Here is a 12,755-nt window from a genome sequence, read left to right as displayed (position 1 = left end):
ATCAGGAAGTGCTGGATTATTACAAGTCACTGCCAGCCATTGAAGAAGCACAACTCCCAAAGGGTTACGACATGCAGTTGCAAGCTTTGATACAAGCCGCAGACAGCAATGAGCCATCTCAGCACAAAAAAGAACTGGAATCTTTGTTAGAAGTGTTGAACAAACGACTGGAAAGTAATAAACAGGCATAGATGTTGTTAAAAAAAGGGGGAGGGATGCTAAGAATTAACGACACTGAATTGATTTGCCTGAAAAACATCACGCATGCTTATGCGACAGGTGCATCCAATCAAGCCGTTCTACATGATGTGTCCTTCTCTATTTCTAGAGGGCAAAGCTGTGCCATTGTAGGTCCATCTGGCTCTGGTAAAAGCACGTTACTTAACCTTATCGGATTACTTGATGAGCCCACCTCTGGCTGTGTACTACTTGCTGGTAAAGATATGTCTCTCACCAATGAGGAATCACGCGCGATAGCGCGTAATCGGATTATTGGTTTCGTATTCCAGAGCTTCAATCTACTCCCAAGGCTTAATGCCTTAGACAACGTAGCACTACCATTATTGTATCGGGGGGTATCACAACAGCAAGCTCGTCAGGCAGCTATGAAGCAACTGGTGAGAGTCGGTCTGGCCAGTCACCATCACCACCGCCCAGCAGATATGTCAGGTGGACAGCGTCAGCGCGTCGCAATAGCGCGTGCTCTTGTTGGTGAACCAGCAATACTATTGGCGGATGAACCTACCGGCAATCTCGATAGCCAAACAGCACAAGAGATCATTGAATTACTACTGACACTGAACCGAGAGTACGGCACAACATTGGTTGTGGTCACTCACGATACCAGCATTGCTAATCGCATGGTGCGCTGTATCAAGGTCTGTGATGGTCGGGTTTAGGGATACACGGTATGTTTAGATCAACCTTTCATATCACAAGCTCTCCAAACGCATCAAATGGCTATGGCCCATCTTGGTTACAACTGCTACGTGAACCAGTAGAAAATCTACGACAACTTGGCCGCCGAGCTTTCCTAGCGTTGCTAGGGATCGCGGTGGGATGCATCGCAGTAGTTGCTCTGCTGAACATTGGGTACAATGCCGAACGTGAAGCCATGAGTGTTTTCAAAGGGATGGGTAGTGATTTGCTTGTAGCAAATGTGCAAATACCCAGTGGCAGGCGCAGTGAAACGCTACCCAGCATCACCACGCTGGATACCGCAACGCTACGCAAAACAGCATATGGTATTACAGCCGCCGCACCACTAATATTCACAGGTATGGATGTTAGGCTCAAAGGACATATTCTAAACACGATGATACTCGGCAGTAATGCCGAGCTTGCTGAAGTGTTGGGTATTCATCTGGCACAAGGGCGCTTTTTAACTAGGTATGATGCGTACAGCACTCATGCAGTATTGGGTGCTAATCTAATTACTGAACTGGAAAGTACCGGTGTAAAAATCACCTTGGGTGAATCTATCCAGATAGGCGGCTACTTATTTCAAGTCATCGGTATTCTACAACCTAAAGGGCAGAACCCTCTGTTTCCAATTTCTCCTGACGATGCTATTTTACTGCCGATAGAAGGGATGCGGCGCATCATTCCTACACCACAGATATCAAGCGTACTGGCTCGTAACTCTAACAGCGCCACACTGGAGAAGTCCTCTGCTCGCTTGCAACATTGGCTGGAAGATGAGATGACTGGCTTTGAAGTGAACGTACAAATTCCTAGACTACTACTTGATGGTATGGCTCAGCAATCACGCTTATTTTCTTGGCTTCTGGCAGGTTTGGGCGGTATAGCCTTACTGGTTGGCGGTATCGGTGTCATGAATGTTATGGTGATGAATGTCACTGAGCGGCGGCGTGAAATTGGTGTAAGAATGGCATTAGGCGCTCGCCCCCGAGACATTGCCAGTTTGTTTCTGCTGGAAGCGCTCGTGCTTACTACCACTGGAGCACTAATGGGTGCAGCGGTCGGCCTGATAGCGGCTTGGAGCTTTGTTCACTATTCAGGTTGGTCGTCGTTTTCATTGTCACCAGTGGCTTTACCACTGGGTATTGGTAGCGCTGTTATAATTGGACTTTTCTTTGGCTTATCGCCAGCATTAGCCGCTGCGCGCCTTACTCCTGTTCAGGCATTGCGCGATGCGTAGCGTGTATGCTCTTTTTGTGTTCTTGCTGATCGTGCCGGTTATGGCTTTGGCTTGGACTGATAAACAAATGCATCTATCCCAAGCAAACCGCCAAGGTCAGCCAAGTATCCCACTCAATACCCAGACTATCGAGCTAACACTGAGTGATACTATTTATCTAGGGTTGCGCGATAACCGTTCTATTCGCAGCGCTTATTTAGATCGCATAGCTCAGAAATTTAATCTGCGCGTTGCCGAAGACCGCTTCACACCGAAGCTGATGCTCAGTGGTAGCTACTTCTCCAATCAGAATCAGGGTGATAGCTATAGGCAAGGCAATGTAACCCCAGCCACCACATTACTGACACCCTATGGTACCCGCGTTAGCCTAGGTTGGACATATCGCCATACAGAGGCCGATCAAGCTGGAGCCTCAAGCAATGACGGGGCTAATATTTCATTGATTCAGCCGCTATTACGTGGCGCAGGCAAGGAGATTGCAACGGCACCAGTTAATTTTGCACGGTTGTCAGAGCAAGCCAATCGACTTAACCTAAAATCCACCGTTTCGCAGACCATCACGCAGGTTATCGCGTCCTATTACACACTGCTACAGGCACAGGAACAGTTAAAAATCTCAAAGGAATCATTAGATCGTGCCCGCCAACTAATTGAGGTTAATCAAGCTATGATAGTCGCCGGACGTATGGCTGAGTTTGAAATTGTGCAAACGGAAGCTGAGGTTGCTTCACAGGAATTAGCCTATGAAGAAGCCCTCAATGAGGTGGACACAGCTCGGCTTGCCCTACTGCAGCTACTAGCTTTAAGTTTGAATACACCCATTATAGCCACCGAGTCTTTAAAAGCTAGCCAAGTGAATGTCAATGCCGCGCAAGCCTTGCTGCAAGCCGAGGCATCTCAACCTACCTATCTGTCACAGCTAATCGCCAGCGAACAGGCCTCAATCAATTTGAAAGTAGCAAAGAATGATCGTCTCTGGGATGTTTCACTGGTAGGCGGTGTCAGTCAAATAAATAACCACAATGCTTTAAACGATTCCGAGCGAACATGGGAGAACTATATAGGTGTTCAGATCGAGATCCCTATTGGAGACCTCAGTACGCGTCTGGCTGAGGTGCAGGCTCAGGCTAATGTAAGCAACCAAAAAATTCAGTTAGCAGAAGCACGCCAGCAATTGGAGCGCGATGTAACAAATGCAGTACGCAATATTGGCACACGCTGGCGACAATATACAATCGCTCAGCGGGCGCTTGATCTCTCACGACGCAAACTGGAAATTGAACGTGAAAAACTCACGGTGGGTCGTTCTAGCAACTTTCAGGTGTTGAGTTTTGAAAATGATCTGCGCAATGCTGAACATGCACGACTAAATGCATTAATCAGTTACTTGAATGCACAAGCCGAACTAGATCAGACGCTGGGCACCACTCTGCAAAGCTGGGATATAGTACTGAATGACTAAATATTATCCATTACAGTCAATACTATTGATACTGCTGATAATGGTGGCTGGAATTATCTTCTGGCAATCTGATAACACTAGCCAAGCCGAAAGCATGCAAGCAAAGTGGTTACAGGTGCAGCCTCAGTTAGTGGAACAACAACTCGGCTTGGTTGGACGCATACGAGCTGCAAAACAAAAAAACTTGTCTGCACCATTTGAAGGCGTTATCTCTGAAATGTTTGTGCAAGAAGGACAGACTGTTGAAGTGGGTCAGATGCTCTTAAGACTTGATCCAGGACAAATCGAAATCAAGCAACGACAGGCACAAGCAGAACTACTTAAAGCACAGAGAGAAGTCCATCAATTGCGTAACTGGGACAGCAGCCCCGAGGTTTCACGTGCCCGACGTGCCGTACAAACAGCCCGTACAACGTTGGACAACATAAAAGCCAATCTGCGTGATACACAGAAACTGTTTGAACGTGGCATTATTGCCCGTATGGAAGTAGATATGCTTATGCAGCAGGTTCATGCTCAGCAGCAAGACTTACTATCTTTACAGGATGAACTACAAAATATCAAAGCGCGTGCTCAAGGAGAAGAGCGCAAGATTGCTGAAATGGAATTGACTAACGCGCAAGCTCGTTATCATGCCGTGACAGCGCAAAGTGAACATCAAGTACTTAAAGCACCTTTTTCTGGTGTAGTAGTACGCCCAACCTTATCCGAAGGTAGTAAAACAGCTATCATTCAAGCAGGTGTTCAGGTCTCACAGGGAGCTCCATTACTAACTATTGTAGGGTTAGACCGTATTCAGGTACTCACTCAAGTAGAAGAAACCGATCTTCACCAGTTACGTGAAGGTATGCCCGTGAAAATCATGGGCAATGGTTTCGCTGGGCAAACCCTTACTGGTCATATTGCCACTATTGCGATACAAGGCAACGCTGCTGACTCACCCGGTACAGCAGCCTATTATGATGTTGTGATTGCTGTAGACCCACTTAAAAACGAAGCCGCGCAGCAGATCAGATTAGGCATGAGCGCCCGACTGGCTATTATCCTCTACCGTAACGAGCACGGTATCGTAGTTCCTCCTCAGGCTCTGGTAACAGATAATGATGGTTCAACCTATGTAACGTACCGCGCAACAATTGACGCAGTGCCATTGAAGATCCCGGTTGTGCCCGGACAGGCGATCACTCAAGGTATTGAAGTACAAGGGTTGCAGGCAGGGTATGTTCTGGTGCCCTGAACGTGGGAGGCGGCAAAAAATCACGCAAAAATTGCAGAAAAACAGTCAAGAAAAGCTAAAGAACTTTCATTCCCAGCCGTTATAGAAGTTACCCTTCACCAGCTTTCCGTGACGAACGAGGGCGAAGGGGATTCAGCTATTTCATCCACAAGGAGTATCGTATGAAAAAACTGTTCTTCTCGCTGTTCGCGGCATTGTTGCTGAGTACCAGCAATATGGCTGCTGCTGCATGCGCTTATATGAACATCACTAGCAGCGGGGCAAGCCTTTCTGCAGGTGATTCTCAGAACGTGTATGAGTTCAGCATCTCGTGCCTTGGCACAGTAAACTTTAAGTTCGAGGATCTGTCTGGAAACAACCCGACAAGTGTTATCAACCATCGCATAGAGAAACAAGAAGGCGGTTCGTGGAGGCTAGTTTCTGGTAGAACGAGTAACGGCGCCCGCTCCGTGAGCCGTAGTTTCTTCCCATCGTCAACCGGCAAGTATCGTTATCGCATCGAGAACGTAGGTACATCTCAAGTACGTAACTGGCGCATGGAAGGTCGTATGCCACTGTTCACAATTCCTGGCACCTGATAGTCAAAGGACGACTGGGGAACTAATAGCTCTCCAGTTCTTACAACATTTCATAATCAATAAAGGAACCGTAAGAATGCCATCCATTAACCCATTATCTAACGCACTGAGCAACATCTCGGCCAATATGAACCGTTCGTTGCTTGACCCTAAGCAATACGAAGGTTTCACAGTCAAAGTGGGCAAGGAAACCAGCCCCGAAGGCATGCTCGGCGGGACTCTCAGCCAGAAAGACTACGACAAATTTAAAGAGATCGTAAAAGATGTCAATGTTAAAGATGCCAGCCGCAATGATATGCTCACTCTTTACAGAGGACTTATTGACGCCAAATTGCTTACCTATGATCAAGTTGGAGCAGGAACCATCTTAGGCTCTGTTGAGTTCGATTCGAGCGGGAAAGGCGTCAATTACGACTCAAAATATAATCAGCTTGAATATCAGAAAAAGCAACTCCCTGGTTATGCTGGCGCTGATTATGCAGCCAGTCGAAATGAAGCCATAGCAGGAATGAAACTTGTCTCTGCAATAGCCAATGCCTCCCCTGTCACGGGCGTGACAGTTGCCGAACATGCTTACTCACCGCAAGAACGCTCAGCTGGAGCAGAAAGTAGCAACAATAGCTTCCATATTCAATTATCCGACCTCGCCCAGCATCTATCTCGCGGAGAGAAGGTTGAAGAACTGGATGCTCCAAAAGATGTGGACATTGCTGAACTGATCAAGCAACTTGAACAAATGGCCCAGGCGCAACGAGCCACCGAAGCAGCAAATTTAGCAGCCGAACAATTGAGTCCTTCATCTTCATCAAGCACATAATTAAGACAAAGTACGAAATATACTCAGCTGCTAAATAGTAATGCTTGATTAATATTGGTTTGGAATCACCACCATCGAAGCTAACTCCGTTAAAGTAATGTTTATTGCCTTAAAAAACTAGGAGACAGCGATGAAAGGCTCACCTATTCGCTCTAGGCTAGTCGGTTTAACGCTGTTAGCTTTGGTGTTTTTTTTACCGCCTATTTTATTGCTTTTTGACAGGCCCAGCAGCTTAGGCTTGTCTATTTTGCCCGTTTATGTTTTCAGCGCTTGGCTAGTTATTATTGTGCTAGCCGCTTTGGTTTTGGAGCGCAAAGATGAGAACTGAATGGGTTTCCCTTGCGGTTGGTTTTAGTTATTTAGGCATTTTATTTTTAGTAGCGGCTTGGGGTGATAAGCGTTCTAGCCAAGGGCGCTCGATTATTAACTCGCCTTTGGTTTATACACTTTCTATCGCTGTTTACTGTACTGCTTGGACTTTTTACGGCAGTGTGGGCCGCGCCGCAGAAACCGGTTTAAGTTTTTTATTGGTGTATTTAGGCCCTACGCTAGCCATGCTGTTGGGCTGGTTTATGATCCGTAAAATGATTCGGATTTCACGCGCCCAAAAAATAACCTCCATTGCCGACTTTATAAGCGCCCGCTATGGTAAAAGTACGCGCCTTGGTGTGCTGGTTACGCTTATTGCTGTTATTGGCGTTATGCCCTACATAGCCTTGCAGCTTAAAGCCATAACCATCAGCCATGCCTTGTTAACGGGTTATCCGCTTGAACCCACCCAAGCTTTGGCTGCTAAAGCCTTTTGGTTTGATAAATCTTTTTGGGTTGCCATTGTTTTAGCGGTGTTTATTATTCTTTTTGGAACACGCCACCTAGATGCCAGTGAGCGCCATGAAGGCATGGTGGCTGCGATTGCTTTTGAATCCATCGTAAAACTCTTGGCTTTTTTAGCAGCAGGAATTTTTGTGGTGTTTTGGCTGTACCAAGGCCCGATGGATTTATTTACACAAGCTTCAAACCGTGCCGACTTGGTTGGCACACTAGGTTTAGACGCAGTACCAGAGGGTGCTGTTGGCTGGGTAGGCACTTTAATTCTTTCTACTTTAGCTTTTATAACGTTACCACGGCAATTTCAGGTATTAGTGATAGAAAATGTTGATGAACGCCATGTTAAACGTGCTGGCTGGATGTTTCCTCTCTACCTTTTTGCTATCAATATTATGGTTATTCCTATTGCTCTAGCTGGCTTATTAATGGGTGATGGATCGCCCGATGATTATGTTCTCACCTTGCCGCTTGCCGCTGGCTTAGAGTTTTTACCTTTGTTTGTTTTTATTGGTGGTTTATCAGCGGCTACCGGTATGGTGATAGTCGAAACCATCGCCCTTTCTACTATGGTCAGTAACCATTTAGTGATGCCGGTATTATTACGTTGGAAATGGCTGCACCTAGACCCAACACGTAACCTAAGTGGCTGGCTGCTAGGCATTCGCCGCATCGCTATTTTGCTTATTTTACTGCTAGGCTACCTTTACCATGCGTTAATTGGTGAGTCTTACACACTAGTAACCACAGGTTTGGTATCTTTCGCAGCAGCTAGCCAGTTTGCTCCGGCTTTATTACTAGGCTTATATTGGCGTGGTGGTAATGCTAAAGGCACAGCTGCTGGCTTAATGGGTGGTTTTATTGTCTGGGCTTATACTTTACTCTTACCGGGTTTTGCTTTATCCGGCTGGTTAGATTCTTCATTAATAAGCCAAGGCCCTTGGGGCATTGCTTGGCTAAAACCCTATGCGTTATTTGATTTAGAAGGCTGGGACATTTATGCCCACGCATTATTTTGGAGTCTGCTTGTTAATATAGGTTTGTTGGTGGGTGTATCACTTTTTTCACGCCAATCTAGTTTAGAACAAACCCAAGCCGCTTTATTTACGGAAGCCTTACGACCCGATGTAATGCAAACACCGCTTTGGCTTGGGCAAACAACCAAGGGCGAACTTTATCAGTTAGCTAACCGCTACCTTGGCAAACCCGCTACCTTAAAAGTTTTTGCTAATTTTAATAGTGCTTACCTACCCAGCCCAGCCGATGAAACGCCAGCCTCCCCCGCTTTAATCGCCCAAACAGAGCAAGCCTTAACCGGTGCTTTAGGCAGTGCTTCTGCTAGGGTACTTATTAATTCCGTCGTTAGGGGTGAAGCCTTAGATATTGAAGCAGTACTTAGCATCTTAGACACCACCTCCCAAGCGTTCAGGCTGTAGAAAAACCTCTTTAATTATGGTTTGATTGGATTTTCAGATAATGAGGGCATGAGGATGGCTCGATTCAAGCATTACGACTATAACCAGCAGACGATGGTGGTCATTAATTATCTTGAACAGCTTCAGCTTGGCACCTTCGAATTTGCCCTGCATTACCTCATTTCTGAAAAACTCGATCTGTCTGCTTTTCACCAGCCCTACAAAAATGATAACGAAGGCCGCCCAGCTTACGATCCAGCCATTTTGCTAAAGATAATCTTGTTTGCTTACTCCAAAGGCATCACCTCCAGCCGTGAAATCCAGTGGTGCTGCGAAACTAACATTATCTTTAAAGCCTTATCCTGCGATAGCGTTCCACATTTCACCACCATCGCCCATTTTGTGAGTAGCCAAAGCCAAGCCATTGCCACCTTATTTGAACAAGTGCTGCTGGTCTGTGATCAACAAGGTCTTTTAGGTCATGAACTTTTTGCCATTGATGGCTGTAAAATGCGTTCGAATGCCGCCAAAGCATGGTCTGGCACCTTTAAAGAACTGGAACAAAAGCGCCAAAAACTAAAACGTTTAATCAGCCACCACTTAACGGAACATCAGAAAAAAGACAGCTGGGAAAGCGAAGAAGAACTGGATCGTGCTATCCGCCAAGTCAAAACTATTTTAACGCTGGATAAAGCAGCCAATAAGATTGATAAATTTTTAAAGCACAATGAACCTAGACTGGGTAAAGGTAAGCGCAGCAACGAAGTGAAAAGCAATATTACCGATAACCAGTCAGCAAAAATGACGACCAGTAAAGGTACGATTCAAGGTTACAACGGTGTTGCTTCCGTTGATAAAAAACACCAAATTATCATTGATGCCCAGGCTTTTGGTGAAGGGCAAGAACATCACACGCTGCAACCCGTTTTAGAAACTATTCAAGAGCGTTACAAACGGCTGGGCATCAGCAAAAACCTCTATGCATCAGCAAAAACCTCTATAAAGAAGGTGTCATCGTTACAGCGGATACGGGTTTTGCTAATGAAGCCAACATGCAATACCTGCATGAAAACAACATCAATGCCTACATTCCTGATAATCAGTTCAGAAGCCGTGATCCCAAGTTCACTCACCAAAAAGATAAATACGGCAAACGTCACCAAACACCCGGCAAGCCAAAAGCCAAGCAACTCATTCCTGCCAGCGAATTCCAATTTGATCCCATAACAATGACCTGCATTTGCCCAGCAGGACAGACTATCAGTAGTCGAGGCACCCGAAACAATCCTCAAGGTCAACCAACGGCTTATTTTGAAGGGCGACTACTGCAATGTAGGCATTGCACCAAGAAACACCAATGCATGAAAACACCCTCCGCAGCTGATCACCGCAAAGGTGCAGGCCGACAAGTCAGCTTCCCACTCAATGGAAAAAGAGCACCGAATTACACTGACTGGATGAAACACCGTGTGGATAACCCCCTAGGAAAAGCTGTTTATGCTCACCGTATGTCCGTGGTTGAGCCGGTATTCGGTAATATTGGCACCAATAAACGCTTGAACCGCTTTAGCCTGAGAGGAAAAACTAAGGTGCAAGGCCAATGGCAACTCTTTTGCTTGGTCCATAATGTTGAGAAACTGGCCCGTTATGGCAAACTGAATCAATGAAAAGGCTGATTAGCCCATAAATGGGTCTAAAACAACGTATAAATAGAAGATTATTAGAAATACATAGAATGAAAATAAGTTAGCCAGCTAAAATGGGTAACAGAATATAAATAACAGAAAACGATCTGCTGGTGGGAAGAGCCTGTCTGAAAACAGGTTTTTCTACAGCCTCGTTAGAATACAATAAACGACTGGAGCAAAAGTCAGATGAATTAGCACAGATTGGTGAAGAGTTACGAGGAGCTAACGTAAGACTGCGCGAACTAGACAAACTAAAAGATGAATTTGTGGCAATGGTTAGCCATGAACTCCGTACTCCACTTACCTCTATTCGAGCTTTTGCAGAAATACTCCGAGATAGCCCTGAAGTTACACCTGAACAAAAAAGTCATTTTTTAGATGTGATTGTTAAAGAAAGTGAACGTTTATCTCGCTTAATTGAAGAAATTTTAGACCTAGCCCGTTTAGAATCGGGACGGATGCGTTTAGACCTTAAACCCATAAACCTAAATGAATTAGCCAAAGATTCCGCCGATGCTATTACCCAGCTTTATGATGATCGGCAAGTCGACCTAGAACTTATTTTGCCCGAGGAACAAGCTTGGGTCACAGCCGACCCAGATAAACTACAACAGGTAATTATTAATCTACTAGATAATGCTAGTAAATTTACTGCACCAAAAGATGCCAAGGTAGTAATGACAATTAATACTCAAGCTAATAACTGGTTCTTAGCCGTTGAAGATAATGGCACAGGCATAGCAGAAGAAGAACGTGACAAGGTATTTGAAAATTTTCATCAAATTCAACAACATAAAAATACCAGCGGTTTAAGACCTAAGGGTTCTGGCTTAGGCTTACCCATCAGCCGTGGCATTATCAATCATCACCAAGGTCAGCTTTATATTGAATCTGGGCAGGTTTTAAAAGGTGCAAGGTTTGTGATTGTGCTTCCTGCTATTAAGCCACCAACTTATAGCTAGCTCACTGGTTGAGCCCAATGTTTACTGGTATATTGATCGCAGTTATTTTAAAGGTTGAAGCATGCTTGTAAAACACCCTCTGTTTAATACCCTAATGCTATTGTTAGCCTTGCTAGTTATTACGCAGCGGTTGGTGGCTCCTTTTTTAGTCCCACCCATTCAAGTTCATGCCAATGGTTATATAGAAATTTGTGCTTGGCATGGTGGCTTTGAGAAACGCTTAATTGCCATGAATGACGAGCTAAGCGAGTCACTACAACCCCTTAACTATTGCCCTGCTTGCCTTCCGGCTGTCGCCCTTTCCAGCATGACAGACCTAGCCTATTTAAGCGACTTACCTGCTCAACCTCTTCTCTTTACTGTAATAACCAACCAACAAACCCAACACCCTAACCTTTTAAGCCCTTCGACTAGAGCACCACCTGCAATTAGCTAAAATCCGTCTATTTTAATTGCTAATTAGGAAACAACATGAAAGTTAATCGTTCTCTACTCTATGTAGGTGCTCTACTACTTTTGGGCTTAGCTTTTTTGCAAATAAAGAGCGGCTTAGACCAGCCTGACAATTCAGCTACAATTGGAAAGCCAACCGGTGCGCCTTTTACGCTAACCAGCCACCAAGGTGAAGTTTCGTTAAGTGACTTTGAAGGGCAATTAGCATTAGTTTATTTTGGCTATACTTGGTGTCCTGATATTTGCCCTACTTCAATGATTTTTATGGCTAAAGCCATTAATTATCTACCAGAAAACTTACAGAATCAGTTACAACCCATCTTTATTTCGGTTGATCCTGATAGAGACACACCCGACCGACTCGCTGATTATGTTAAATTTTTTGAAGCAGGCATTTTAGGTCTAACAGGCGAAAAAGATTACCTTGCCAAACTTGCTAAGCAGTATGGAGCTTTTTATCGTTATGTCGAGATTGACTCTGCTATGGGTTATGCCGTCGATCACACTTCAGATTTTTACCTAGTAAACTCAAGTGGCGAACTGCTAGCAACCTTACCTCACTCTATTAGTGGTGAAGAACTGCAAGCCATACTTATTAAAGCCCTAGAAAACCAACTTTAAGGAATTTATTATGAAATTTTTACGCTTATTAATCGCGGCATCTTTTTTTGCTAGTTTTTCAACCTTAGCTATGGATGTTCAAGTCCACAATGCCTACATTCGCGCCGTGCCCCCTACTGCAGCGGTTACGGCTGCATTTATGGACATCAACAATCAAGGCAATCAAGCTCGCGCAGTGGTAAGCGCTAGCAGCGCAGCGGCTGACGCGATTGAACTACACACCCATACCAATGTTGATGGCGTTATGCAGATGCGCCAAGTTAAACAAATCGACCTAGCAGCCAATAGCACAACGCATCTAAAACCTGGTGGTTTGCATATCATGCTGATAGGCCTAAAAAAGCCACTTAATATGGATGAAAATGTATTAGTTAGCTTAAAGCTTGATGATGGTAGTTTGCTTGAGCTAGATTTACCAGTGCGTAAAATGGTCGGAATGCCACATAAAAACCATCAAAAACACTAATTAATCTTTATTAAAGTTAATCATTAAACCCAAAAAACCCTGCCGAAGCAGGGTTTTTATTATTGCCAAT

13 protein-coding genes and 1 pseudogene are annotated in these 12,755 nt (G+C 44.9%); all 14 read left to right on the top strand.

Annotation, left to right across the window (positions count from 1 at the left end):
- The coding region (locus VJY63_RS00910) for a hypothetical protein (protein WP_324047719.1) at positions 1-191 on the top strand (191 nt) is incomplete at its 5' end.
- A complete protein-coding gene (locus VJY63_RS00905) occupies positions 192-899 on the top strand; it encodes an ABC transporter ATP-binding protein (RefSeq protein WP_324047717.1) in 708 nt (235 codons plus the stop codon).
- Positions 900-910: 11 nt separating this feature from the next.
- Positions 911-2,161, top strand: a complete 1,251-nt coding sequence (locus tag VJY63_RS00900) for an ABC transporter permease (protein WP_324047715.1) — start codon at positions 911-913, stop codon at positions 2,159-2,161.
- A complete protein-coding gene (locus tag VJY63_RS00895; RefSeq protein WP_324047713.1) occupies positions 2,154-3,623 on the top strand; it encodes a TolC family protein in 1,470 nt (489 codons plus the stop codon). The genes VJY63_RS00900 and VJY63_RS00895 overlap by 8 nt, the downstream gene beginning before the upstream one ends.
- Positions 3,616-4,860 (top strand): HlyD family secretion protein, encoded by a 1,245-nt coding sequence (locus VJY63_RS00890; RefSeq protein WP_324047712.1) that lies wholly within the window; start codon positions 3,616-3,618, stop codon positions 4,858-4,860. Before VJY63_RS00895 ends, VJY63_RS00890 begins: the two co-directional genes overlap by 8 nt.
- Positions 4,861-5,021: 161 nt before the next feature.
- Positions 5,022-5,438, top strand: coding sequence for a hypothetical protein (locus VJY63_RS00885; protein ID WP_324047710.1), 417 nt, complete (start codon positions 5,022-5,024; stop codon positions 5,436-5,438).
- 76 nt (positions 5,439-5,514) lie between these two features.
- Complete coding sequence (locus VJY63_RS00880; RefSeq protein ID WP_324047709.1) at positions 5,515-6,255, top strand: hypothetical protein; 741 nt, start codon at positions 5,515-5,517, stop codon at positions 6,253-6,255.
- A gap of 130 nt (positions 6,256-6,385) precedes the next feature.
- The gene (locus tag VJY63_RS00875) at positions 6,386-6,583 is read left to right on the top strand and encodes a hypothetical protein (protein ID WP_324047707.1); all 198 of its coding nucleotides are present in this window, start codon (positions 6,386-6,388) and stop codon (positions 6,581-6,583) included.
- A complete protein-coding gene (locus VJY63_RS00870; protein WP_414674793.1) occupies positions 6,573-8,516 on the top strand; it encodes a histidine kinase in 1,944 nt (647 codons plus the stop codon). The genes VJY63_RS00875 and VJY63_RS00870 overlap by 11 nt, the downstream gene beginning before the upstream one ends.
- A gap of 54 nt (positions 8,517-8,570) precedes the next feature.
- Positions 8,571-10,162 (top strand): annotated as a pseudogene (locus VJY63_RS00865) (transposase).
- A gap of 131 nt (positions 10,163-10,293) precedes the next feature.
- On the top strand, positions 10,294-11,145 hold the full coding sequence (locus VJY63_RS00855) for a HAMP domain-containing sensor histidine kinase (RefSeq protein WP_324047702.1): 852 nt from the start codon (positions 10,294-10,296) through the stop codon (positions 11,143-11,145).
- A gap of 61 nt (positions 11,146-11,206) precedes the next feature.
- On the top strand, positions 11,207-11,581 hold the full coding sequence (locus VJY63_RS00850; RefSeq protein WP_324047700.1) for a hypothetical protein: 375 nt from the start codon (positions 11,207-11,209) through the stop codon (positions 11,579-11,581).
- Between the two features lie 35 nt (positions 11,582-11,616).
- Entirely contained in the window at positions 11,617-12,219 is a 603-nt protein-coding gene (locus VJY63_RS00845) for an SCO family protein (protein WP_324047698.1), read from the top strand.
- Between the two features lie 10 nt (positions 12,220-12,229).
- Positions 12,230-12,685 (top strand): copper chaperone PCu(A)C, encoded by a 456-nt coding sequence (locus tag VJY63_RS00840; protein WP_324047696.1) that lies wholly within the window; start codon positions 12,230-12,232, stop codon positions 12,683-12,685.
- Positions 12,686-12,755 lie beyond the last annotated feature (70 nt).

This window comes from Marinospirillum sp., from assembly GCF_035271045.1.
Classification (GTDB): Bacteria; Pseudomonadota; Gammaproteobacteria; order Pseudomonadales; family Halomonadaceae; genus Marinospirillum.
Note: the sequence above shows the minus strand (reverse complement) of the source record. Positions and strands in the feature narration are given on the sequence as shown.

Excerpts from the sequence above, each read along its gene's own strand:
- VJY63_RS00905 (WP_324047717.1), top strand. The coding sequence starts at position 192 with ATGTTGTTAAAAAAAGGGGGAGGGATGCTAAGAATTAACGACACTGAA.
- VJY63_RS00900 (WP_324047715.1), top strand. The coding sequence starts at position 911 with ATGTTTAGATCAACCTTTCATATCACAAGCTCTCCAAACGCATCAAAT.
- VJY63_RS00895 (WP_324047713.1), top strand. The coding sequence starts at position 2,154 with ATGCGTAGCGTGTATGCTCTTTTTGTGTTCTTGCTGATCGTGCCGGTT.
- VJY63_RS00890 (WP_324047712.1), top strand. The coding sequence starts at position 3,616 with ATGACTAAATATTATCCATTACAGTCAATACTATTGATACTGCTGATA.
- VJY63_RS00885 (WP_324047710.1), top strand. The coding sequence starts at position 5,022 with ATGAAAAAACTGTTCTTCTCGCTGTTCGCGGCATTGTTGCTGAGTACC.
- VJY63_RS00880 (WP_324047709.1), top strand. The coding sequence starts at position 5,515 with ATGCCATCCATTAACCCATTATCTAACGCACTGAGCAACATCTCGGCC.
- VJY63_RS00875 (WP_324047707.1), top strand. The coding sequence starts at position 6,386 with ATGAAAGGCTCACCTATTCGCTCTAGGCTAGTCGGTTTAACGCTGTTA.
- VJY63_RS00870 (WP_414674793.1), top strand. The coding sequence starts at position 6,573 with ATGAGAACTGAATGGGTTTCCCTTGCGGTTGGTTTTAGTTATTTAGGC.
- VJY63_RS00850 (WP_324047700.1), top strand. The coding sequence starts at position 11,207 with ATGCTTGTAAAACACCCTCTGTTTAATACCCTAATGCTATTGTTAGCC.
- VJY63_RS00845 (WP_324047698.1), top strand. The coding sequence starts at position 11,617 with ATGAAAGTTAATCGTTCTCTACTCTATGTAGGTGCTCTACTACTTTTG.
- VJY63_RS00840 (WP_324047696.1), top strand. The coding sequence starts at position 12,230 with ATGAAATTTTTACGCTTATTAATCGCGGCATCTTTTTTTGCTAGTTTT.